At 64.8% G+C, this 22,416-nt stretch carries 19 protein-coding genes; 5 read left to right on the top strand and 14 right to left on the bottom strand.

The window, feature by feature from the left end; translation table 11 throughout:
- Positions 1-85 precede the first annotated feature (85 nt).
- The 7 genes from ACVMIH_RS22605 to ACVMIH_RS22635 all read right to left on the bottom strand — a co-directional run bounded on the left by ACVMIH_RS22605 (position 86) and on the right by ACVMIH_RS22635 (position 7,957).
- On the bottom strand, positions 86-2,410 hold the full coding sequence (locus ACVMIH_RS22605) for a putative bifunctional diguanylate cyclase/phosphodiesterase (RefSeq protein WP_456863391.1): 2,325 nt from the start codon (positions 2,408-2,410) through the stop codon (positions 86-88).
- Positions 2,411-2,594: 184 nt separating this feature from the next.
- Positions 2,595-3,920, bottom strand: a complete 1,326-nt coding sequence (tolB, locus tag ACVMIH_RS22610; RefSeq protein ID WP_028340643.1) for a Tol-Pal system beta propeller repeat protein TolB — start codon at positions 3,918-3,920, stop codon at positions 2,595-2,597.
- 72 nt (positions 3,921-3,992) lie between these two features.
- Positions 3,993-4,925: a cell envelope integrity protein TolA gene (locus ACVMIH_RS22615; RefSeq protein WP_456863394.1), complete on the bottom strand. Its 933-nt coding sequence runs from the start codon at positions 4,923-4,925 to the stop codon at positions 3,993-3,995.
- A gap of 30 nt (positions 4,926-4,955) precedes the next feature.
- Positions 4,956-5,423 carry a biopolymer transporter ExbD gene (locus ACVMIH_RS22620; protein WP_016846953.1) on the bottom strand — a complete coding sequence of 156 codons (468 nt, stop codon included), beginning with the start codon at positions 5,421-5,423 and terminating at the stop codon, positions 4,956-4,958.
- 34 nt (positions 5,424-5,457) lie between these two features.
- Complete coding sequence (gene tolQ / locus ACVMIH_RS22625) at positions 5,458-6,171, bottom strand: protein TolQ (protein ID WP_016846954.1); 714 nt, start codon at positions 6,169-6,171, stop codon at positions 5,458-5,460.
- 554 nt (positions 6,172-6,725) lie between these two features.
- Positions 6,726-7,112, bottom strand: coding sequence for a fluoride efflux transporter CrcB (gene crcB / locus ACVMIH_RS22630; protein WP_057018130.1), 387 nt, complete (start codon positions 7,110-7,112; stop codon positions 6,726-6,728).
- Positions 7,113-7,357: 245 nt separating this feature from the next.
- Positions 7,358-7,957 (bottom strand): superoxide dismutase, encoded by a 600-nt coding sequence (locus ACVMIH_RS22635; protein ID WP_016846956.1) that lies wholly within the window; start codon positions 7,955-7,957, stop codon positions 7,358-7,360.
- A gap of 139 nt (positions 7,958-8,096) precedes the next feature.
- Here ACVMIH_RS22635 and ACVMIH_RS22640 point away from each other — a divergent pair, with 139 nt between their 5' ends.
- The 3 genes from ACVMIH_RS22640 (at position 8,097) to ACVMIH_RS22650 (ending at position 10,848) form a co-directional block, all read left to right on the top strand.
- Positions 8,097-8,627 carry a GNAT family N-acetyltransferase gene (locus tag ACVMIH_RS22640; protein WP_456863397.1) on the top strand — a complete coding sequence of 177 codons (531 nt, stop codon included), beginning with the start codon at positions 8,097-8,099 and terminating at the stop codon, positions 8,625-8,627.
- A gap of 136 nt (positions 8,628-8,763) precedes the next feature.
- Complete coding sequence (locus ACVMIH_RS22645) at positions 8,764-10,143, top strand: MATE family efflux transporter (protein WP_456863400.1); 1,380 nt, start codon at positions 8,764-8,766, stop codon at positions 10,141-10,143.
- Positions 10,144-10,404: 261 nt separating this feature from the next.
- Positions 10,405-10,848 (top strand): DUF2147 domain-containing protein, encoded by a 444-nt coding sequence (locus ACVMIH_RS22650; protein ID WP_057018115.1) that lies wholly within the window; start codon positions 10,405-10,407, stop codon positions 10,846-10,848.
- A gap of 243 nt (positions 10,849-11,091) precedes the next feature.
- Here the strand turns inward: ACVMIH_RS22650 and ACVMIH_RS22655 are convergent, their stop codons facing one another.
- Positions 11,092-12,240 carry a DUF3095 domain-containing protein gene (locus ACVMIH_RS22655; protein WP_057018114.1) on the bottom strand — a complete coding sequence of 383 codons (1,149 nt, stop codon included), beginning with the start codon at positions 12,238-12,240 and terminating at the stop codon, positions 11,092-11,094.
- Between the two features lie 231 nt (positions 12,241-12,471).
- Here ACVMIH_RS22655 and ACVMIH_RS22660 point away from each other — a divergent pair, with 231 nt between their 5' ends.
- Positions 12,472-13,500 (top strand): IS110 family RNA-guided transposase, encoded by a 1,029-nt coding sequence (locus tag ACVMIH_RS22660; protein ID WP_057016162.1) that lies wholly within the window; start codon positions 12,472-12,474, stop codon positions 13,498-13,500.
- Positions 13,501-13,845: 345 nt separating this feature from the next.
- On the opposite strand, the gene zigA is transcribed toward ACVMIH_RS22660, so the two are convergent.
- From zigA to ACVMIH_RS22685, 5 genes are all read right to left on the bottom strand, one after another.
- The gene (gene zigA, locus ACVMIH_RS22665) at positions 13,846-15,051 is read right to left on the bottom strand and encodes a zinc metallochaperone GTPase ZigA (RefSeq protein ID WP_456863403.1); all 1,206 of its coding nucleotides are present in this window, start codon (positions 15,049-15,051) and stop codon (positions 13,846-13,848) included.
- 480 nt (positions 15,052-15,531) lie between these two features.
- Complete coding sequence (locus tag ACVMIH_RS22670; protein ID WP_057016162.1) at positions 15,532-16,560, bottom strand: IS110 family RNA-guided transposase; 1,029 nt, start codon at positions 16,558-16,560, stop codon at positions 15,532-15,534.
- A 186-nt stretch (positions 16,561-16,746) separates the two neighbouring features.
- Positions 16,747-18,609 (bottom strand): molecular chaperone HtpG, encoded by a 1,863-nt coding sequence (gene htpG, locus ACVMIH_RS22675; RefSeq protein ID WP_316396076.1) that lies wholly within the window; start codon positions 18,607-18,609, stop codon positions 16,747-16,749.
- Positions 18,610-18,700: 91 nt separating this feature from the next.
- On the bottom strand, positions 18,701-19,507 hold the full coding sequence (locus ACVMIH_RS22680) for an MBL fold metallo-hydrolase (protein WP_168858395.1): 807 nt from the start codon (positions 19,505-19,507) through the stop codon (positions 18,701-18,703).
- 60 nt (positions 19,508-19,567) lie between these two features.
- Positions 19,568-20,548: an AraC family transcriptional regulator gene (locus ACVMIH_RS22685; RefSeq protein WP_076828101.1), complete on the bottom strand. Its 981-nt coding sequence runs from the start codon at positions 20,546-20,548 to the stop codon at positions 19,568-19,570.
- A gap of 184 nt (positions 20,549-20,732) precedes the next feature.
- On the opposite strand from ACVMIH_RS22685, the gene ACVMIH_RS22690 reads away from it, so the two are divergent.
- A complete protein-coding gene (locus ACVMIH_RS22690) occupies positions 20,733-21,284 on the top strand; it encodes a sigma factor-like helix-turn-helix DNA-binding protein (protein ID WP_456863406.1) in 552 nt (183 codons plus the stop codon).
- Here the strand turns inward: ACVMIH_RS22690 and ACVMIH_RS22695 are convergent.
- Positions 21,244-22,338 (bottom strand): asparaginase, encoded by a 1,095-nt coding sequence (locus tag ACVMIH_RS22695; protein WP_456855265.1) that lies wholly within the window; start codon positions 22,336-22,338, stop codon positions 21,244-21,246. The genes ACVMIH_RS22690 and ACVMIH_RS22695 overlap by 41 nt on opposite strands.
- Between the last annotated feature and the right edge of the window lie 78 nt (positions 22,339-22,416).

Raw genomic sequence — 22,416 nt, forward strand, 5'->3', positions numbered from 1 at the left:
ACAGTTAACCTCTCGCCGCAAGGGTACACTACGAATGGTGCAGCCGAAGGCTCTCACAACTATCGATTGAGGGTATTGCGCCGGGTCAAGCGATCGAGCGCGAGGGAACCACGTGCAGTTGCTCGTCGATCCGCCGGCCGTGCGAGGCATTGAGCAGCTGGCGGATGCGGACGGAGGGAACCGGCCGGCTGAACAGGTATCCCTGTGCTTCGGTCACCGCGCCATCGGCGCTGATCAGTTCGAGCTGCTCATTGGTCTCGATGCCCTCGACCACGACCGACATGCCGAGATCCGCCGACAGCCGCGCCACCCCGCGCAGCAGGGTCAGCGGACGGTCGCTGTCGATGCCTTCGAGGAAGGAGCGGTCGATCTTGACCTTCTGCAGCGGGAAATTGTGCAGGTAGCTGAGCGACGAGTAGCCGGTGCCGAAATCGTCCAGCGAGATCCGCACGCCGAGCGAGCGCAACTGGGACAGCAAGTCGTGGGTCAGCTCGGTGTTGTGCAGCAGCGAGGATTCGGTGATCTCGATCTCGAGCCGGTGCGCCGGCAGGCCGGAGACCTCGAGCGCGTAGCGAACCTCGCTCAGCACGTCGCGCTGGTGGAACTGCTGCGGCGAGAAGTTGACCGCGACGCTGACCGCCTCGGGCCACTTCATGCATTCCATGCAGGCCTTGCGCAGGATCCAGCGGCCGAGATCGACAATCAGGCCCATGTCCTCGGCAACGGGAATGATGTCGACCGGAGAGACCGTGCCGCGTGCCGGATGGTTCCAGCGTAGCAGCGCCTCGCAGGTGCTCACCTTGCCGGACTTCAGGTTGATCAGCGGCTGGTAGAACAGCTCGAATTCCTCGTTGGCGAGCGCCTTGCGCAGGTCGAGCTCGAGGATGCGGCGGGCCTCGACGGTTTGCGCCATCTCGTCGCGGAAGAAGCAGAAGGTGCCGCGGCCGTCGGCCTTGGCGCGGTAGAGCGCCATGTCGGCGTTCTTCAGCAGCGTGTCGGCGCCGACGCCGGGCGCGGTCATCGCGATGCCGACGCTGGCGCCGATCTCGACCAAATGGTTGTCGATCTTGTAGCGCTCGCTGAGGCGGTCGACGATGCGACGAGCCAGCGCCGCAGCGTCCTCGTGCGAGTGGATGTTCTGCTGGAACACCACGAACTCGTCGCCGCCGAACCGCGCCACGAAATCCTCCGGCCGCAGCATCTCGCGCAGCCGCTCGGCGACCGCGCAGAGCAGCTGGTCGCCGCAGGGATGACCGAGCGTATCGTTGACCTGCTTGAACTGGTCGAGGTCGACGAACAGCAATGCGGAGCGATGGTCGCCGTGCTGCATGGCGAGCAGCCGGCCGATTTCGTCGCGGAAATTGACGCGGTTGGGCAGCGCGGTCAGCTCGTCGTAGCGCGCGAGGTGGCTGATCCGGGCCTCGGCGTCCTTGCGCTCGGTGATGTCCTCGACCAGCACCACCGTGCCGCCGCCGGCCATCGGCTGGAAAGTCCAGTCGAGCGAGCGGTTCTTGGTTGGGTCGGGATCGCTGGTGACGATATCGCCGCGCTGCGAGCTCTCGATCTCGTAGAGGATCTGCTGCGCGGCCGCGGCCGAGATCGAGCCGGACAGGACGCAGGCGTTGCAGATATCGGACGCGCTGGCGCCGCGCTGCACGAAATCGTCCGACAGCTGCATCATCTCGATGAAGCGGTGGTTCATCACCGCAACGCGGCCGTCGGCGCTGAACATGCACAGGCCGTGCGGCATGTTGTTCAGCGCGGTATCGAACTGGCCCGCCAGCGCGGCCTCGCGCTCCTTGGCGATCCAGGCGTTGACGTAGATGCGCTGCAGGCTGGAGGTCAGATGCCGGATGGCGCTGAAGAACACCAGGCTGAGCAGTGCAAGGGCGATGTGATAGGGGCCGCCGACATACATCAGCGCCAGGATCAGGGGACCGATCGACATCAACAGATGCAGGTGGAAGATCTGCGGCCGGCCGAAGGTCCGCCCTACCCCCGCCGAGGTGTAGGCGACCACCGTGGTCACGCACAGCATGTGCGCGGCGGCATCATTGGTCGTGAGCAGCACGGTGACGCCCCAGATGCCGAGCGAGATGCCGTAGGCGATGGTGCCGATCCGGTAACGCTTCTCCCAGGTCACGGACTCTTCGACGGTGAGCCGGGAATTGCGCTGCTTGTAGCGGTACATCTGCAGCGCGCGCGCCAGCCCCACCACGATGAACAGCGGCACGCACAGCCAGCACAACAGATTGCTCGTGACAGCCGCAATCACGGCGCCCGCAATGGCGGGACCGAAGGCGCCGAAAATCATGGGCGCTGGGTTCATGAACAGGGAATCGACCAGTGCCGCCGAAATCGTCGGCGACATCGACCGGTCCGGTTCACCCGTCTGACTTGCAAACTGCATTGTGAGAGCGCGCGTCCTTTTCAGCTCGCACTCTTACTGATCGCAGGTGAAGTCTTTCTGAGCGAACATCGTTAGCAAGTCCTTGCCGCGCCCAGGCGACGACCGAAATTCACTATAAAATTCAGTGCGCTAGGTGAGAAGTGCTGACCGCCGCCGAGGTTCCCGGAGCAGCTCTGCACCCGGCTCACGACAACAGCGGCGACCAGGCCGGGTCGGAGGCAAAGCCCGGGGTCGGTACCCGCAGCTCGTTGCGGCCGGAGACGTCGATGGTGAACAGCGACGGGCCGCTGTTGCCGCCGGGATCGCGGAAAAACATCACGACGCGCCCGTTCGGCGCAAAGGTCGGGCCTTCATTGTGGAAGCCCGAGGTCAGGATGCGCTCGCCCGAACCGTCGGGTTTCATGATGCCGATCGCGAACTGCCCGCCGCCCTGCTTGGTGAAGGCGATGTAGTCGCCGCGCGGCGACCAAACCGGCGTCGAATAGGTGCCGTCGCCGAACGAGATGCGCTGTGCACCGCCGCCGGTTGCCGGCATCACGTAGATCTGCGGCTTGCCACCGCGATCCGACTCGAAGCACAGCCGCGTGCCGTCGGGCGCGTAGGACGGCGAGGTGTCGATCGCCGGCGTGTCGGTCAGCCGCGTCATCGACTTCGAGCGGAGATCCATCACGAACAGGTTGGAGTTGCCGCCCTGCTGCAGGCTCATGATGACGCGCTGGCCGTCGGGCGAGAAGCGCGGCGAGAACGACATGCCCGGGAAGTTGCCGACGATCTCGCGCTGGCCGGTCTCGATGTTGAGCAGATAGACGCGCGGGTCGCCCTGCCCGAATTCCATATAGGTGATTTCCTGGGTCGACGGCGAGAAGCGCGGCGTCAGCACGAGATCCGAGCCGCGGGTCAGGTAGCGCACATTGGCGCCGTCCTGGTCCATCAGCGCGAGCCGCTTGACGCGGCGATCCGCCGAGCCGCTCTCGTCGACGAACACGACGCGGGTATCGAAATAACCCTTCTCGCCGGTCAGCCGCTCGTAGATCTGGTCGGAGATGATGTGGGCAATGCGCCGCCAGTATTCGGCCGAGGTGTCGTACTGCTGGCCGGCGAGCTGCTGGCCGGTGTTGACGTCCCAGAGCCGGAACTCCGCCTTGACGCGCCCGTTGCCCTGGCGCGTCATGCGGCCGGTCACCAGCGCCTGAGCGTTGATGCTCTTCCAGTTGTTGAAGTTCGGCGCCGCGTCGATGTTGATCTGCTTCTCGAGATAGGCCGCCTGATCGATCGGCGCAAACAGGCCGCTGCGCTTCAGATTGTTGGTGATCACCTGCGTCACGCCGACACCGACCTCGGTGTCCCCGGGCGTACCGGCGGCGAAGTTCGGGATCGCGATCGGCAGCGGCGCGAAGTCGCCTTCCGGAATGACGACGCGCTTCTGTGCAAAGGCGCTGCGGCTTCCGGCCAGCACGCCAAGGGCAGCCATTCCGGAGATCATCTGTCGGCGGTCGAGGCGAAACGTCATTGTACGCAAATCATTCTGGTCGGTCATTGTCCGTAGACTTTGTTTGCTATTGGCCAAGCGACGCCGTCGCCCTCAGGTCTTTCGCTCTGTGAACACCGGCGCAAAATACTTCCATTCGTCGAAGAAGGCCGCCGGCAGATTGTACGGCTGGCATTCGATGATCGCCCGCAGCGCGCTCTCCTGATAGACGCGCAGATAGGGCGTCGCCGGCGTGCCTTCCGGCACCGGCATGCCCTCGAGCGAGCCGTCACGCTTCAGCTTGATCGAGAACACCGCCTCGGTCTGCTGCGCCTCGATGCCACCATAGGGCTTCTTCCAGCAGCGCTCGACCTGCTGCTTGAACATCGCGCCCCAGGTCGCGGAGTTGTCGGCAGCCTTGCCCTTCGCGGTGCCGAGCGCCGCATTGGCATTGAGCGTATCGCCGGTCGCCGCGGCGCGCGTCGGGTCACGCTTGTCGAGGAGGGCTGCGATCTTGCTCTGGTCGAACACGCGATCCTTCGGCTTCTGCTCCGGCGGCGGCTTGGCGGCCTGCTGCATCGGCTTCGGCGGCAGCTTCTTCTCTTCCTTCTTGATCGCTTCCGCGATCGGGTCGGGCTTCACCGGATCGGGTTTCTTCTCGACCGGCTTCGGCTCTTCCTTCGGCTTGTTCTCGACCTTCTTCGGCGGATCCGGCTTCTTGTCTTCCGGCTTCTCCACCTTCGGCGCCGGCTGCGGCGCGGTGTCGGTCACGACAGGGGGCTTTTTCTCCTCGACCTTGCCGACGGTGTCGTCGACCGGCTTGGCTTCAGCGACCTTGTCGACCAGCGGCTTGGGATTTTCCTTCTTGCCGTCCTTCTGACCGGCCATGACATGCGAGAGCTGGTCGGGCGAGATCACGTCGACGGCAACCGATTCCTCTTCGGGCATCACGTACGCCTTGGTCGACCACGACACGAGGCCCCACCCGATCACGAGGACGTGCAGGACAATCGATGCCGCCAGAGTCTTGTCGACCTTGACCTTCAAATCAGGCTTCCCCGTGCCTTGGCATGGTGGTTATCCGCCTTCCGGGATGATGACGATATTCGCCTTGAATCCCGCGGCCCGGACCTCCCCGAGCAGTTTCATCATATCCGTGTAACAGACGTCCTTGTCGCCACGCAGATAGACCACTTTTTCGGCATCCGACCGGGCGTCACCGATCGCCTTGATCTTGGCCGGAAAATCGGCGGCCGTGACCGGCGCGTCACCCAGATAGAGCTCGACATTCGAGTTGCAGCCGCCGCCGGTGCGCTTGACCGACAGTGTCAGCGGCGGCTGGTTCGACGAGATCGACTTGCCGCCGCTCGCCACCGGCAGGTCGATGTCGATGTTCGACGTCATCAGCGGCGCCGCCACCATGAAGATGATCAGCAGCACCAGCATCACGTCGACCATCGGCGTGACGTTGATCTCGGCCATGACCGGCTTGCGGCCGCCGCGGCGGCGTCTGCCACCGCCGGACCCTGCCATGCTCATCGCCATGATCGCACACCCGCAAAAGTGACCATCATCTAACTCAACCCCGCTCGTCGATCTGACGGGACAGGATGGCGGAGAACTCGTCGGCGAAGCCCTCCAGGCGCGCGGCCTGCCGGTTCACCTCCGAAGTGAACTTATTGTAGAAAATAGTCGCCGGAATTGCGGCAATCAGGCCGATCGCGGTGGCAAACAGCGCTTCCGCGATACCGGGCGCCACCACCGCCAAAGAGGTGTTTTTGGAGGCCGCGATCGACTGGAAGCTCGACATGATGCCCCAGACGGTGCCGAACAGGCCGACAAAGGGACCGGCCGAGCCCACGGTGGCGAGCACCAGCAGCCGGCGTTCCAGCCGCTCCACCTCCCGGGCGATCGAGACGTTCATGACCTTCTCGATCCGCGCCTGCAGGCCGGCAAAGGACCGCGACTGGCTCTCGAAGGAGCGCTTCCACTCCCGCATCGCCGCGACGAAACAGGCCGCCATCGACTGGGTCGGCTTGGCCGAGAGGGCGCGGTAGAGTTCCTCGATCGACTGGCCGGACCAGAACGCCTGCTCGAACTTGTCCATGGCCCGCTTGGTGCGGGCGTAGAGCAGGATCTTGTCGATTGCGATCGCCCAGACCCACACCGAGCAGGACAGAAGTCCCAACATCACGCATTTGACGACCCAATGGGCCTGCCAGAACAGCGCGATCAGCGACACGTCGCTCGATGCCAGTGGCAGAGTTGACTGAGCCACGTCGGCGGGATTCATCGGCAATATCCTCTCAACGCAAGTGTCCCAATTCGGCGGGCCGCCAATCGGCACCCCTTCCACGGCCGCGCGCCCGGCGCGGCAAAACTGCGCGAGAGCCTCTTACATCTGTCGCATGGGGGGCCCGTCCAAAGCCGGGCCCTGCTTCCCCTGCCAACATGTCAAAACGAGGGCTTTTCACGCGTCATTCCGACCCTAACCAAACGCTAATCATGGTTAAGGCGAGGTTACCAAAGGGAAATTTGGAGGCGGGAAATGCCGCCGGCCGGGGAGGTTGGCGGATTCCACAGATGAACAGTTCCCGCGGGATGGAAGGTGACGAGACCCCTCCCCACGTCGTCCCGGCGAAGGCCGGGATCCATAACCACCGCACTCAGTGACGAACGGGATCGCGGCCCCAGCCCGCGCAACATTTGAGACTTGGGTAATGGATCCCGGCCTTCGCCGGGACGACGGGAAGGATGGTTCTCGATTCAAGTTGCCACACCACGCGGTGTCATCACCCGCGCATGCGGGTGATCCAGTATTCCAGAGACGGCGGTGCCGAGTGCATCTCACGTCAAATGCCTGATGATCGCGAGCCCGGCGAACAGGCCGGCGATCGAGAGAGCGACCGAGCCCGCGACATACAACACCGCAAGGCCGAGCTCGCCGCGCTCGTAGAGCAGCGCGGTGTCGAGCGAGAAGGCGGAGAAGGTGGTGTAGCCGCCGAGGATGCCGGTCATCAAAAATAGCCGCCAGGGCTGCGAGGCGTCGCCCTTGAAGGCGAGATAGCCGGCGATCAGGCCCATCACGGTCGAGCCCGTGATGTTGATGATGAAGGTGCCGTAGGGAAACGCGGTGCCGATGCAGCGCGCGCAGGTGACGTTGATCAGCTGGCGCAACGTGGCACCGAGACCGCCGCCGAAGAAGACGAGGAGATAGCTTGCCGCGTTACCCACCAATGCCCCCGCTGGTGTGTGTCGAGTGAGGGCGCATCTTGTCGCACACTCAAATCACCCACCCCTGAAAGGGGAGGGTCGATGCGAATGAAATGAGCGGCGGGGCGGGGTCACAGTCTCTCCATTGAGAGACTGCTCGTGCTGAGAGATGACCCCTCCCCGTTTCGCATTTCGCTTCGCTGCATGCGAAACGACCCTCCCCTTTCAGGGGAGGGTGAAGAAATATGCGACGGTCGAAGCCGCGCTTAGCCGGCCTTGCCGAACAGCTCGTCGACATAGTCCCAGTTGACGAGGTTTTCGACGAACGCCTTCAGATAGTCCGGACGGCGGTTGCGGTAGTCGATGTAGTAGGAGTGCTCCCAGACGTCGACGCCGAGGATCGGCACCGCGCCGTGGACCAGCGGGTTCTCGCCGTTCGGAGTCTTGGCGACCTCGAGCTTGCCGCCCTTGACCTGCAGCCAGGCCCAGCCGGAGCCGAACTGACCGGCGCCGGCAGCGGCGAAGTCGGCCTTGAACTTGTCGAAGCCGCCGAGGTCCTCGTTGATTTTCTTCTCGAGCCGGCCGGGCAGCTTGCTGCCGCCGCCATTCGGCTTCATCCACTTCCAGAAATGGATGTGGTTGTAGTGCTGACCGGCATTGTTGAAGACGGCCGCGTTCTTGCCGAACGAACCCTTCACGATCTCCTCGAGGGACTTGCCTTCGAATTCGGTCCCCTTGATCGCGTTGTTGCCGTTGGTGACGTAGGCTTGGTGATGCTTGTCGTGGTGAAACTCCAGCGTTTCCTTGGACATGTAGGGAGCAAGGGCGTCGTGGGCGTAGGGCAGATCGGGTAGCGTGAAGGTCATGGGGTAATGTCCAACAGAGGGTGGGAGACTACACTTAACGGGCCCCCCTTATAGAAGGTTCCATGGCGGAGAAACACCGCATTTTCGGATCGCCCATGACAGATCGGCACAGCCCGAACCAAGACCAAGGACCCAGACGATGAGCATCGAAATCGACATTCTCAACGGAGATGCGTCGTGGAAGCGCGCCGAGCCGCTGCTCCAGGCGGTCTGGAGCCCGGATGCCGCCGAGAAGTCGGTCTGGGCGGACATCAAATGGGCCCACGCGGATCTGCGCGTACTGCTCGATGCGCCCGACGACAGCGGGCTGGCCTGCCATGTCGGTATCTATTTCCGGACCATCACCTGGAATGGCCACAAGGTGCATGTCGGCGGCATCGGCGGAGTCTCGACCCGTGCGGACTGCCGGCGGCGCGGCTATGCGTCACTGGCGTTAGATGCCGCCGTGCACACCATTCGTGCCAACGACGCGGTGAAATTTGCAATCTTATTCTGCGAGCCGCACAATTTCGCGTTCTACCAAGCGCGCCGCTGGCATCCCTTCAGCGGCGAAGTCTATTGCGAACAGCCTTCCGGGCAGATCCGCTTTGAGGCGATGGCGCCGTTCGTCAACGACATCGTCCGCGCGCCGCGCCAGGGCAAGATCGACCTATGCGGCCTGCCGTGGTGACCCCTGCATCGGCGGCGGTGGCGATGATCGGTGCAACATCGTAACATGTCGATCATCATTTATTGATTGCGAGCCCGGTTCACTGGCGTTGGATTGCAGTGCGCCCCTCTCCCGCTTGCGAAGTGAGCCGTGACGCATGACCATTGATGCCTCGATCGACGACGTGCAGCCGGCCACGCCCGCCACGCCGGTCAATGACCTGCTGACCGCGCCGATCCTGCCGACGCTGCTTCGCCTCGCGATCCCGAACACCATCGCCATGTTCGGCTCGACGCTGGTCGCGGTGGCCGAGACCTCTTACATCGGCCGGCTCGGCACCGAGCCGCTGGCCGGCATTGCGCTGGTGTTTCCGTTCGCGATGCTGACGCAGATGATGTCGGCCGGCGCCATGGGCGGCGGCGTCTCGTCGGCGATCAGCCGCGCGCTCGGCGCCGGCGACCGCGACCGCGCCGCCGATCTGGCGCTGCATGCGGCGATCATCGGCGGATGCGCCGGACTGTTCTTCACCGTGATGATGCTGGGTTTCGGCCGCAACTTCTATGCGCTGCTCGGCGGACATGGCGGCGTGCTCGAGCAGTCGATGCATTACTCGCAGGTGCTGTTCTCCGGCGCGATCTCGATCTGGCTGGTCAACACGCTCGCCTCCGTGGTGCGCGGCACCGGCGATATGCGAATTCCCTCGATGACGCTGATCACGGTCTCGATGATCCAGATCGCGGTCGGCGGCGTGCTGGGTCTCGGGTTGTTCGGCATGCCCGGTCTCGGCATGCGCGGCGTCGCCGCCGGACAGCTCACGGCCTTCACGTGTGGTGCGATCTTCCTCGCCTGGTATCTCGCCTCTGGCCGCAGCCGGTTGAAGCTCGACTTCGCCGCCTTCAGCTTCCAGCGCGCGATGTTCCTCGACATCCTCAAGGTCGGCGCGATCTCCTGCCTGTCGCCGCTGCAGAGCGTGCTGACCATCCTGATCTTCACCAAGATCCTGGCCAGCTTCGGCACCGAAACGCTGGCCGGTTACGGCATGGGCTCGCGGCTGGAATTCTTGCTGATCCCGATCGCGTTCGCGGTCGGCGTCGCCTCGGTGCCGATGGTCGGCATGGCAATCGGCGCGGGACTCGTGACCCGCGCCCGCAAGGTGGCGTGGACCGCCGGCACCGTCGCCGGACTTGTCGTTGGCTTCGTCGGACTTGTGGTCGCGCTCAAGCCGACGCTGTGGATTGCGCTGTTCACCACCGATCCCGGCGTGACCGCCGCGGCTTCGTCCTATTTCGCGCTGGCCGGCCCGGGCTTCGGCTTCTTCGGCGTCGGCGTCTGTCTCTATTTCTCCTCGCAGGGCGCGGCCAAGGTCGGCGGACCGGTGCTGGCCGGCACCATCCGCCTGCTGCTGGTCGGTATCGGCGGCTGGTGGCTCGCTACCGTGAGCGCCCCGGCGTGGACGCTGTTTGCGCTGGTCGGCGGTGCAATGGTGGCGTTCGGCCTGGCCACCATCATTTCGATCCGGCTGACCCACTGGAAATAAATACGACGCAGCGCCCTCGCACCGGAGCGTTGCCTGAGCATGACTGCTCCTGAAACAGGCACCAGATTTTTTTTGGGAGCGCGCTCACCTGATCGCGCGAATATGACATTGCAGAAATTCTTCGACTTGTTATGCAGGCCGACCACTAAAGCGCGATGAGATTGGGTCGAATCGTCATCGCGCTTTAGCTCTTTGTTTGATCATGATCTTTTCGGAAAACCGCTTCGCACTTTTCCGGATCATGCTCTGGGGGAATGAGCCATGGCCTGCAGATTCGAATTCATGATCGCAATCATTGCGACGGCGCTTGCCGTGCCCGCCGCGCATGCGCAAGGCGCGCCTGAGCCGGTCGGCGTCTGGCAGACCCAGGCCGGCGATGCCCGCGTCAAGATCAGCAAATGCGGCGGCGGCATCTGCGGCGTGGTGGTGAGCCTGCGCGACCCGATCGATCCGATGACCGGCAAGCCCCAGGTCGACAACAAGAATCCGAATCCGTCGCTGTCCAGCCGGCCGATCATCGGGCTGCCGCTGTTTTCCGGCATGCATCCGGTCGCCGCGGGCAAATGGTCGGGCCAGATCTACAACGCCGACGACGGCGGCACCTATGCGAGCAGCATCTCGGTGACCGGCGAGAGCACGCTGCGCGTCGAAGGCTGCGTCGGCGCGCTGTGCGGCGGCGAGACCTGGACGCGGGTGGGGCGGTAATTCTGAGCCGAGCGGCAACCGCGACGGGACCGTGCTCCCTCGCCCCGCTCTTGCGGGGAGAGGGTTGGGGTGAGGGGCTCTATCCGCGTAGCCATATCTGAATTGTAGTCAGCTCACCGTCGATCTCGCGAGTCGGATGAATATCTCTTGCGGCCACGCATTGCCTGCCCTCACTCGGAAGCCACGCGAGGCGTGGCGTCCGACCTCTCCCCGCAAACGAGCGGGGAGAGGTGAGAAAAATTGCTACACCGCGCGCGCCTTCAGCACCGTCGCGGCCGAGGCGTAGCCGCCGCGGGCGCCGTCGATGAAGTGGACGTGGTCGGCGCGCATCACCGACGGGGTGAAGCAGGTCATCATCGCGGCATCCTGCTCGTGCAGGCCATAACGCACGATGCCCTGCGCCGCGGCGGCGGCGAGGCGCTGCTCGATGTCGGAAGCGAGCTCCGGCGTGCAATCCAGGATCATGCGCAGGCCGTCGTCGAACTTGCGGAAGTCTGAATTCTCGACCACCTGCTGCAGATAACGTTTCGGCGCGAACTTGCCGACCGGGATGTTGAACCGCATCAGCGTATAGGCCCACAGCGTGAATGTGAGCACCACGGCGCGCCGCAGCGCAAGCGGGCCGCGGCGCCGTGCGCGCGCCTCGTACTCCATTCCCTGCGGCGGCCAGTGCAGCGGCGGACCGCTGGCGGGCACCGGCCGTCCGGCATCGGGACTTTTCTCGACGCGGACGACGATATCCTCGATCACCTTGCGGAAGGACGCGGGATCGGCGTTCTTCGCCGGCAGCACCAGCACCGACAGAATGACGCCGCGCGCGGACGGCATCACCTCGAAGCGGCAGGACAGGCCGGACAAATCGGGTTGCGTGCCCTGAGGCGCCGGATCGACCGCGAACTCGGCGCGCTTCATCGCGGCATCGGCGTAAGCAAGACCGCCGCCTGAGAACATCGCATAGGACAGATTGGCCGACGGCCCGAAGCGCGCGACGCGGACATCGGCGCCCGCGGCGCGGATCGCCGCCATCGGCACCAGCGCCACCCGCAGCACCAGATCGAGGTCGTCGTGCACCCAGCGCGCGGTCGCGGCCAGGGCTTCGCGCGCCTTGTCGAGATCGGCGGGCGCGACCGCAAAACTCGCACCGTCGCCGCCGAACACGAAGGGGAATTCGCGGCCCTCCAGCGCATTGGTGACGGCGGCGACCACCGCGGCGCCGGCCATGTTGACCGCCTTGTAGCGCTGCGCCGCGATCGCCTTGGTCGATTCCACGATATCGGCGACGCCGACCGTCCAGTCATCCGGCAACGGCGCATACAGCGCGGGGTCCATCAGCCGCGCGAAGCCGCGAAACACCGGAATGCCGCCGTAGAAGATATCGCTGCCGCCAGCCATCGCAACGCCGCGCCGTTTCCGCCCTGATGCGGGATTCTCTAGCAGATACGGCGCGGGTTGGGACCGGTTTTAGAAGCGTAGATGGGGTAACGGGCCGGCCGCCCGCTCGCTACGGCGCAATTTGGAAGCGCGCTCGCGAGCGGCCTGTTGGTTGGAAGGCGGTCGTCCCTCAAACTGATGGTGTTCAACGGAGTCGGGCAAGCCCGCTCCAAGCATCATTAAGGGACGACCATGTACCACTATGCAGGAATTGACGTGTCTTTGGAATGCTCGAGCGTTTGCCTTGTCGATGGGACAGGCAAGATTTTGCGCGAGACGAAGGTTGCGAGCGAGCCGGCGGCGCTGATCGCCTGGTTCCGGTCGCTGGGTCTGGTACTGGAACGGATCGGGCTGGAGGCAGGCCCCTTGTCGCAATGGCTGTATGCGGGTCTGCGAGACGCAGGGCTTGCGGTCGAGCTGCTGGAAACGCGGCACGTTCGCGAAGCCTTCAAGTCGATGCCGGTGAAGACGGACCGCAACGATGCCCGCCGGATCGCGCAGTTGATGCGGCTCGGCTGGTTCCGGCCGGTGCACTGCAAGTCGGTCGCGGCGCAGGAGACCCGCGCCATCCTGACGGCGCGCAAGCTGCTGCAATCCAAGCTTCGCGATGTCGAGAACAGCCTGCGCGGCATACTTCGCGGTTTTGGCCTGAAGGTCGGTGCGACCACCGAGCGCACGTTCGCCGGACGCATCCGCGAGCTCGTGACCGGCCATCCCGGACTGGAGTTGGTCGCGGCGGCGCTGCTCCAAGCCCATGCGGTGCTGCTGCGGGAGTTCAAGAGCCTGGACAAGCACACCCAGAAGCTCGCCAGGACGCATCCATCCGCCAAGCTCCTGATGACAACGCCGTCCGTTGGTCCGATCGTGGCGCTCACCTATGCCGCGGCGATCGACGACCCGAAGCGCTTCCGCTCCTCGAAGGCCACGGGAGCCCACTTTGGGCTTACCCCGAAGAAGTACCAGTCCGGTGAGACCGACTACACCGGCCGCATCAGCAAGATCGGGGATGCCTCCGTGCGCGAGGCACTCTACCAGGCAGCTCACGTCATGCTGACCAAGCCGGTCAAGAATTGCTCGGCATTGAAGAGCTGGGCGATGCGGATCGCCCGGCGCGCAGGCATGCGCAAGGCCAAGGTAGCGCTGGCTCGCAAGCTCGCCGTGATCCTGCATCGCATGCTCGCCGACACCAAACCGTTCAACCCGATGACCAAGGCCATCTAGCCAGGAGCAGCAATCGGTTCCGGGCGGGCCACGACACCAGGCTCTCCCCGAGCGAAGTCCCTCCGCTGGGACGATGGATCCGGTCAGGCCGCCATCCGGGAAGTGGCTCACGACCACGCAATCCGTAGATTGGCCGGCCGGCTCCTCAATGCACCCCATCAGGCGACGGCCTTCGCGCCGATCCCGTACAGAAGCAAGTGCCCGGCGAGTGGATGACGCGAAAAGGGATTGACTAACCAAGGCCCGTTACAGAAGCCCGGATGGAGCGCAGCGAAATCCGGAGACCTCTCAAGCGGCGGGAGACCCCGGATTGCGCTTCGCTCCATCCGGGCTACGGTGACTGTCTCACGCCGCCTCGCCTGTCCTGCTCCACGGCGGAAACGGATCGCGCAGCCCGGCCCAGGCTTGCGGGTCCATGCCCGGTCTGCCGGTGACGAGGCAGGCATCGAGCCTGCGGCGGATGTAGTCCTCGTTCATGCCGGAGCCGATGAAGACCAGCTCCTGCCGGCGATCGCCGTAGAGATCGTTCCAGCTCCGCTGCATCATCAGCCGCCAGTCCGGATCATCCGGCCAGCGCACGCGCGGGATCGCGGCCCACCACGAACCGAGCCCTTCGGTGCGGACGATGGCGCCGGCCTGGCTCAGCTCGCCGCACCAATCCGGGCGCGTCGCGATCCAGAAATGGCCCTTGGCGCGGATCACGCCTTGCCAGCTCTCGCGCAGGAAGCCGTGGAAGCGCACCGGGTCGAACGGGCGCCGCGCGCGGTAGACGAAGCTTTTGATGCCGTACGCCTCGGTCTCCGGCACGTGCTCGGCGAAGCCATAGAGTTCCTTGTGCCAGAGCGGATGCTGCTGCGCGCGCTCATAGGCAAAGCGGCCGGTGTCGAGCACGCGGTCGAACGGGACTTGCGCAAAATTCGCTTCGACGAGGTCGGCCTCGGGATTGAGCGCACGCACGATGGTACGGGCGGCCTCGCGCTGCGCAGGCGTCGCGGCATCGATCTTGTTCAGCACCACGACATCGGCGAACTCGATCTGCTCGACCAGCAGATCGACCAGCGTGCGCTTGTCGCCGTCGAGCGCTTCGCCGCGCTGGCTGAGGAAATCGGTCGAGGCGTAGTCCTTCAGGAGATTGGCGGCGTCGACCACCGTGACCATGGTGTCGAGCCGCGCGATGTCGGAGAGGCTTTGGCCATCTTCATCGCGAAACTCGAAGGTCGCGGCGACCGGCAGCGGCTCGGAAATGCCGGTCGATTCGATCAGGAGATAATCGAAGCGGCCGCTCTCGGCGAGCGTGCGTACCTCCTTCAGCAGATCGTCGCGCAGGGTGCAGCAGATGCAGCCATTGCTCATCTCGACCAGTTTTTCGTCAGTCCGGGACAGCTTCGCACCGCCATCGCGAACCAGGTCGGCGTCGATGTTCACCTCGCTCATGTCGTTCACAATCACCGCAACCTTCAGGCCGCGGCGGTTGTTCAGGACGTGGTTCAGCAAAGTGGTCTTTCCAACCCCGAGGAAGCCGGACAAGATGGTGACGGGGAGTTTTTGCATCGAGATCAAACAGTTGCTGGAGGGATCGGCGGCGGCGGGACATGGGGCATTCGTTTGATGTTATGTTATAACATAACATCAATGGACCGCGGCCTGTCAAGCGCCTGGGCGGCGCAGTCAGCCTGCCAGTTTTAGGAATGCGTAGCCCGGATGGAGCGCAGCGAAATCCGGGGCCGCGCTATCCACGGATGGACCTGTCCCGGATTGCGCTTCGCTCCATCCGGGCTTCTGTAACGGGCCTTGGTTAGTCAATCCCTTTTCGCGTCATCCACTCGCCGGGCACTTGCTTCTGTACGGGATCGGCGCGAAGGCCGTCGCCTGATGGGGTGCATTGAGGAGCCGGCCGGCCAATCTACGGATTGCGTGGTCGTGAGCCACTTCCCGGATGGCGGCCTGACCGGATCCATCGTCCCAGCGGAGGGACTTCGCTCGGGGAGAGCCTGGTGTCGTGGCCCGCCCGGAACCGATTGCTGCTCCTGGCTAGATGGCCTTGGTCATCGGGTTGAACGGTTTGGTGTCGGCGAGCATGCGATGCAGGATCACGGCGAGCTTGCGAGCCAGCGCTACCTTGGCCTTGCGCATGCCTGCGCGCCGGGCGATCCGCATCGCCCAGCTCTTCAATGCCGAGCAATTCTTGACCGGCTTGGTCAGCATGACGTGAGCTGCCTGGTAGAGTGCCTCGCGCACGGAGGCATCCCCGATCTTGCTGATGCGGCCGGTGTAGTCGGTCTCACCGGACTGGTACTTCTTCGGGGTAAGCCCAAAGTGGGCTCCCGTGGCCTTCGAGGAGCGGAAGCGCTTCGGGTCGTCGATCGCCGCGGCATAGGTGAGCGCCACGATCGGACCAACGGACGGCGTTGTCATCAGGAGCTTGGCGGATGGATGCGTCCTGGCGAGCTTCTGGGTGTGCTTGTCCAGGCTCTTGAACTCCCGCAGCAGCACCGCATGGGCTTGGAGCAGCGCCGCCGCGACCAACTCCAGTCCGGGATGGCCGGTCACGAGCTCGCGGATGCGTCCGGCGAACGTGCGCTCGGTGGTCGCACCGACCTTCAGGCCAAAACCGCGAAGTATGCCGCGCAGGCTGTTCTCGACATCGCGAAGCTTGGATTGCAGCAGCTTGCGCGCCGTCAGGATGGCGCGGGTCTCCTGCGCCGCGACCGACTTGCAGTGCACCGGCCGGAACCAGCCGAGCCGCATCAACTGCGCGATCCGGCGGGCATCGTTGCGGTCCGTCTTCACCGGCATCGACTTGAAGGCTTCGCGAACGTGCCGCGTTTCCAGCAGCTCGACCGCAAGCCCTGCGTCTCGCAGACCCGCATACAGCCATTGCGACAAGGGGCCTGCCTCCAGCCCGATCCGTTCCAGTACCAGACCCAGCGACCGGAACCAGGCGATCAGCGCCGCCGGCTCGCTCGCAACCTTCGTCTCGCGCAAAATCTTGCCTGTCCCATCGACAAGGCAAACGCTCGAGCATTCCAAAGACACGTCAATTCCTGCATAGTGGTACATGGTCGTCCCTTAATGATGCTTGGAGCGGGCTTGCCCGACTCCGTTGAACACCATCAGTTTGAGGGACGACCGCCTTCCAACCAACAGGCCGCTCGCGAGCGCGCTTCCAAATTGCGCCGTAGCGAGCGGGCGGCCGGCCCGTTACCCCATCTACGGGCTCAGGATGACGGGTTCAGAGTTCGCGCTCTACTTCCCCAATCCGCGCAGCACAAGCTGGTTCATGCGGCCAGCGAACGCGGCGGGGTCGTCGGGCATCTCGCCGTCGAGGATCTGCGCCTGTTCGAACAGCAGCAGCGACAGGTCCTTCGCCTGCGCGGTATCGGTCGCGAGCGCTGCGACCAGCGGGTGGCGCAAATTGATCTCGAGCACCGGCTTTGTGATCGCGCCGCGGTTCTGCTGGGCGAGCAGCCGCTCCAGCGCGCGGTCGCGCGCATCGCCGCCGGCAACGAGGCACGACGCGCTCGCGGTCAGCCGCTGCGAGGCGCGGACGTCGGAGACGCGCTCGCCGAGCGCGTCCTTGATCACGGCGATCGTGGTCGCCGCGTCGGCCGCGGGTTCGTCCTTCTTGTCGTCCTTGTCATCGGCAAGCGGGATCAGGCCGAAATCGACATCGCCCTGACTCAGCGACTTCAGCGGCTTGCCGCCGAAATCGAGCGGCGCCGAGGTCCAGAACGCATCGACCGGATCGGTCAGGAGCAGCACCTCGATGCCGCGGGCGCGCGCCGATTCCAGCTTCGGGTTCGACTTCAGCCGCTCGACGCTGTCGCCGACCAGATAATAGATCTCGGTCTGGTTCGGCTTGAAGTCGTCGACAACCTGCTTCAGCGAGCGGTTCTCGCCCGACGTCGTGGTGAAGCGCGCCAGTGCCAGCAGCTTGTCGCGGCGCTCGAAATCCTCCCACAGGCCTTCCTTGATCACCGGGCCGAACGCGTTCCAGATCTTTGCGAAGGTCTCCGGCTCCTTCTCGCCGAGCGTCTCCAACTCGCCGATCACGCGGCCGGTGACGGCCTTGCGGATCTGCGCGAGCTGCGGATTGTTCTGCAGCATCTCGCGCGAGATGTTGAGCGGCAGGTCCTCACTGTCGATCACACCCCGGATGAAGCGCAAGTAAGCCGGCAGCAGCTCGGCATCGTCGGCGATGAAGACGCGGCGGACGTAGAGCTTGACCTTACCCTTGCGCTCGACCTGGAACAGGTCGAACGGCTTTTGCGACGGCGCGAACAGCAGCACGGCGTAGGACTGCCGGCCCTCGGCACGGTAATGCAGCGTCATCGCCGGCTCGTCGAACGCGCCGGCGATCTGCTTGTAGGCCTGGGCGTAATCCTCCGGCTTGAGCTCGGATTTCGAGCGCTGCCACAGCGCGCTCGCCGAGTTGATCTGGCGCGGCTCGCCCTCTTCCGGCACCAGCAGGATCGGAAACTGGATGTTGTCGGAATATTCGCGGACGATGCGCTCGATCTCGTAGGCCTCGAGATACTTGGCGGCGTCCTTCTTCAGATGCAGCACGATCTCGGTGCCGCGCGCGACACGCTGGGCGGCCTCTTCGCCCCCCGGTGCGATCTCGAAGCCGCTGCCGCCTTCCGACGTCCACACCCACACCTCGTCCGAGCCGGCGCGGCGGCTGGTGACGACGATCTTTTCGGCGACCATGAAGGCGGCATAGAAGCCGACGCCGAACTGGCCGATCAGGTTGGCGCCGTCCTTGGCCTCGGTGAGCTTCGACAGGAACGATCTGGTGCCGGAGCGCGCGATGGTGCCGAGATTGTCGATCAGCTCCTGGCGCTCCATGCCGATGCCGGTATCAACCACGGCAAGCGTGTTGGCCGCCTTGTTCGGGACGATCCTGATCTCCGGCGGCGTGCCGTCCGTGATCAGGGACGGATTGGCGATCGCCTCGTAGCGCAGCTTGTCGCAGGCATCCGACGCGTTCGAGATCAACTCGCGCAGGAAGATATCGGTCTCGGAATAGACCGAATGCACCATCAGGTGCAGCAATTCGGCAACCTCGGCCTGGAATGGCTGGGATTCGGCAGCGGCAGTTGTGGTCATGCGGAAACTCGGACAATCGGTAAGGGGCGGGAAAGCCCTGATATAGCGCGATCGCGCCGCGTGGCAAGGTTGCCAAAAGCGGCCGGAACCGTCAGTCCGAGATCGCCGCGAGATAGCGCTGCACCGAGCGGTCGAACGCCGCCTTGGCGTCGGAGGCGATGTTCTTGCCCCACCAGGCGCCATAGATCCGATCATAGGCCAGCGGCTCGACCGCGCGCGCGAGGCGGCGGACCGCTGATGCATTGAGCGGGATATAGTTCGGGTAGGAATACATGAAGCTGACCGAGCGGCGGTCCATCGCCACCATCGCGATATCCCCGGTCAGAAGCGCGCCGCGCCCGTCGGCGCCATTGCGCCAATGCAGCATGGTGGCGCCGGCAAAATGCCCGCCGCCGCGCACCAGCAGGATGTCGTCGGAGATGCGATGGCTGTCCCCCTGCCACGGCACGATCGACGGATAAGGCCGCGTCACCCATTGTGCATCGTCGCCGTGCAGATAGACCGGGGCATTGTCGAACGCCGCGCTCCAGTCGGCGACCGCGCCATAATAATGCGGATGCGAGATCGCAATCGCCTTCAGCCCGCCGAGCGATCTGACATGGGCGATCGCCTCGGCGGTTGCCAGCGGCACGCAGTCCCACATCACGCAGCCGCCGCGGTCCGGCACCAGCAGCGCGCGCTGCCCGATCGCAAAGGACGGCTCGAGCGCGATCCCGACGAGGCCAAGATCGTCGCGACAGACCAGTTTGTGCCGCTCTGCGAGCTCCTCGCGCGTCAGCCACGCCTGCCCCTTCCAGTTCACATATTGCCGCTCGTCCTCGCAGATCGGGCAAGCCGGCGGCGGCGCAGCGGTCTCAGGAAATTGCGCGCCGCATTGTTCGCAGGTCCACAGAGGCATTGGCAGCGCCCTCGTTGCGATGAAGCTGGTCTGCTGATCTAGCGCCGCGGCAGGAGGCGTTCAATGCCGCCGCCCCAGTTCCATCTGCATCTCCGCCGGTGCTATGCCGAACTTCCGGCGGAACGCGCGATGGAAATAGGACAAGTCGTTGAAGCCGACCGTATAGGCGATGTCGCTGACCTTGCGGCCGGCGCCCTCTTCGTGCAGCAGTAGCCGGCGCGCCCGCAGCAGGCGCTGCTCGAGGACGAACTCCGAGAATGTCGTTCCTGCGGACGCGAACAGGCGCTGCGCCTGGCGGGTGCTCAGCGCATTCGCCTTTGCTATGGCTTCGATCGTGAGCTTACCGTTGTCGAGATTTTTGAGAACATCGGCCTTCATCAGATCGAGCCGCGCCTTCGCCACGCCGTCGCGTGCCGACAGCTGCTTTGTCTCGGCGCTGCTGCCGAGAACGAGACCCGCCAGGTCGGCGAGATGGTGCGCCGCCGCCCGCTGGCCGGGCACGTCCAGATCGCCGGCAAGCTCGGTGCAGAGCACGGAATAGCGCTCGATCATCGCGCCCAGGGCCGGCTCGCGCCCGAGTACCCGCGCCAGCTGCGTTTCCACCAATGGTGCGACCTGGAGCAGCAGGCGCCGCGGAAACCGCGTCGTCGTAAAGCTGCCCGACCGGGTGAGGTCGGCGGTGCCGACGATATTCATTTCGGTGAGGCACATCTGGCCGCGCTGAAGCTCGATCGCCTTGCCTGCCTGCGTGACCTGCACCGTGCCGCGCGTCGCAGAGATCAGGACGAGGTCGTCGCAGCCGTCATTCAGAAGCGCGCGGGTGCGAGCGAAGCGGGCCGAGCCGCCGCGCGGCGTCGCGATGGCAACCGTATGCAGCAGCGTAAACTCGTTGTGGCAGTCGATGCGGTTGTCGTCGGTCGGTCCGACGTCGAGCCGGCAGAAGCCGCGGCAAATCCCTTCGCGCCATGCCTCATAGGCCGGCCCTTTGGCCAGCCCATGATGGAAAATCGAGAACCGGTTGGGCACCTGTGTCTCGGACATGATCCGCGCTCCGACGCTCGATCGATCAGGGCTGACACGATCGATCGCTTGCTGTCCGCCGCGCGCATGTCGTGTGCGCACGTCGTTCCTGTCCCTACGCTTGGCGCGACGGTCCACGACTCCGGCGCGGAGCCTGATACCACTGCGCCGATTGCCGGTAAAGCTATTCACGAGATGCAACCCTATGATGCGAAGTGCGAAAGCCGGGAATAAAACGGCGCAGCAGTTTCGCGACGCGGCATTGCCGTGTCTCGACGATGCCTACGCGTTCGCCCAGGTCCTGATGCGGACCGAGGCGGACGCCGAACTGGCCGTGCAGGAATGCTATCTGCGCGCACTGCGCCGGTTCGACGGCGTTCGCGGCCCGGCCATCAGGCCGTGGCTGCTCGCGATCCTCAAAGCCGTCTGCCAAGAGAAACTCGACCGGAAACCCTCCGGCAACAATGTAACGCCGGAACGGCGCGACACCCCGACCATCCGGCAACTCATCCATGACCTGCCCGCCCCGCTCGGCGAGGTCATCGCGCTGCGCGAGATGATATATCTCTCCTACAAGGAGATCGCCGAAGTCACCGGCATTCCCGTCACCACCGTGATGTCGCGCATCGCGGAAGCGCGCGCCCTGCTGCTCCCAGCGTGGCGCGCGGCGAACAAGGCCGCGCAGGCGAAGCCGGCGGCGCCTCAAAACCGGTGGTCTACCGCGCGAACGCCTGTTGAACCGCCGACGGCTCGGTGATGCCGTTCGCGATCAGGAGCTCGAGCAATACCCGCGCCTTCTGCGGGTTGAGATCGAGCGAGACCGCGAAGCCGAGCTTGTCGTCCTCGACCTCGACGTTGCGGTTGACGAAGCCTGAGCCGACCCGGGTCGAACGCACCACCACGACGCCCTGCTTCGCCGCGGCGGCCAGCGCATCGATCGCGCCCTTCGATGAATTGCCGTCGCCGACGCCGGCCAGCACGATGCCCTTGGCGCCGCGCCTGACCGCATCCTCGACCTCAGCGGCGTCCATGTTGGCGTGCGAATAGATGATGTCGACCCGCGGCAAGGGCGGCGCATCCGGCAGCTTCAACCTGGCAGCCTTGACGGGTGCGGCCGGCTGCAGGAAGCGCAGCGAGCCGGTGTCGACATAGCCGACCGGGCCGACTTCGGGCGAGCGGAACGTCTCGACGCTGGTGGTGTTGGTCTTCTGCACCCAGCGCGCGGCATGGATGGTGTCGTTGAGCACCACGAGCACGCCGCGGCCGCGGGATTCCGGGGCCGATGCGACCCGCATCGCCTCGTAGAGATTGGCCGGACCGTCGGCGCCGATCGCGGTCGAGGGCCGCATCGATCCGACCAGCACGATCGGGACGTCGGTGTCGAGTACGTTTTGCAGGAAGAACGCGGTCTCCTCCATCGTGTCGGTGCCATGGGTGATGACGACGCCGTCGACCTCCTTGTCGTCAATGGCCGCGCGGATGCGCTTGACGAGGTCGAACCACACGTTGTCGTTCATGTCCTGCGAGCCGATCGACGAAATCTGCTCGGCCGACATCTGGGCGAGCTTGTCGATGCCCGGGATCGCCGCGACCAGGTTGGCTGCGCTGACCTTGCCTGAGTCATAGGCGTTGCCGGCGCGTGCGCTGGCCTGCCCCGCGATGGTGCCGCCGGTACCGAGCACGAGCACGCGGGCCAGCGCGGTGCCGGAGGCCTGTTGCGCTGATACCGGCGAGGCAAGCCCGATCGTGAGGGCGGCGGCGAGGCCGAGGAAGAGCCGAACGGAATAATTGGATTGAAACGAACGTGGCATGATCTTCTCCCCAAAGCGACAGGTCGCCAGTCCACAACTCGTGGTTTTGTCCCGTAACAAGTGGACAAAGTTGCGGCG

Source organism: Bradyrhizobium sp. USDA 4503, assembly GCF_054055815.1.

What these genes read in the sequence shown, in the direction of transcription:
- ACVMIH_RS22670 (WP_057016162.1), bottom strand. Translation starts at nt 16,560, where the DNA reads ATGTACCACTATGCAGGAATTGACGTGTCTTTGGAATGCTCGAGCGTT.
- ACVMIH_RS22640 (WP_456863397.1), top strand. Translation starts at nt 8,097, where the DNA reads ATGAGCATCGAAATCGACATTCTCAACGGAGATGCGTCGTGGAAGCGC.
- ACVMIH_RS22690 (WP_456863406.1), top strand. Translation starts at nt 20,733, where the DNA reads ATGATGCGAAGTGCGAAAGCCGGGAATAAAACGGCGCAGCAGTTTCGC.
- ACVMIH_RS22655 (WP_057018114.1), bottom strand. Translation starts at nt 12,240, where the DNA reads ATGGCTGGCGGCAGCGATATCTTCTACGGCGGCATTCCGGTGTTTCGC.
- ACVMIH_RS22635 (WP_016846956.1), bottom strand. Translation starts at nt 7,957, where the DNA reads ATGACCTTCACGCTACCCGATCTGCCCTACGCCCACGACGCCCTTGCT.
- ACVMIH_RS22660 (WP_057016162.1), top strand. Translation starts at nt 12,472, where the DNA reads ATGTACCACTATGCAGGAATTGACGTGTCTTTGGAATGCTCGAGCGTT.
- ACVMIH_RS22620 (WP_016846953.1), bottom strand. Translation starts at nt 5,423, where the DNA reads ATGGCGATGAGCATGGCAGGGTCCGGCGGTGGCAGACGCCGCCGCGGC.
- ACVMIH_RS22685 (WP_076828101.1), bottom strand. Translation starts at nt 20,548, where the DNA reads ATGTCCGAGACACAGGTGCCCAACCGGTTCTCGATTTTCCATCATGGG.
- ACVMIH_RS22605 (WP_456863391.1), bottom strand. Translation starts at nt 2,410, where the DNA reads ATGCAGTTTGCAAGTCAGACGGGTGAACCGGACCGGTCGATGTCGCCG.
- ACVMIH_RS22680 (WP_168858395.1), bottom strand. Translation starts at nt 19,507, where the DNA reads ATGCCTCTGTGGACCTGCGAACAATGCGGCGCGCAATTTCCTGAGACC.
- tolQ (WP_016846954.1), bottom strand. Translation starts at nt 6,171, where the DNA reads ATGAATCCCGCCGACGTGGCTCAGTCAACTCTGCCACTGGCATCGAGC.
- ACVMIH_RS22645 (WP_456863400.1), top strand. Translation starts at nt 8,764, where the DNA reads ATGACCATTGATGCCTCGATCGACGACGTGCAGCCGGCCACGCCCGCC.
- ACVMIH_RS22650 (WP_057018115.1), top strand. Translation starts at nt 10,405, where the DNA reads ATGGCCTGCAGATTCGAATTCATGATCGCAATCATTGCGACGGCGCTT.
- ACVMIH_RS22695 (WP_456855265.1), bottom strand. Translation starts at nt 22,338, where the DNA reads ATGCCACGTTCGTTTCAATCCAATTATTCCGTTCGGCTCTTCCTCGGC.
- tolB (WP_028340643.1), bottom strand. Translation starts at nt 3,920, where the DNA reads ATGACGTTTCGCCTCGACCGCCGACAGATGATCTCCGGAATGGCTGCC.
- zigA (WP_456863403.1), bottom strand. Translation starts at nt 15,051, where the DNA reads ATGCAAAAACTCCCCGTCACCATCTTGTCCGGCTTCCTCGGGGTTGGA.
- htpG (WP_316396076.1), bottom strand. Translation starts at nt 18,609, where the DNA reads ATGACCACAACTGCCGCTGCCGAATCCCAGCCATTCCAGGCCGAGGTT.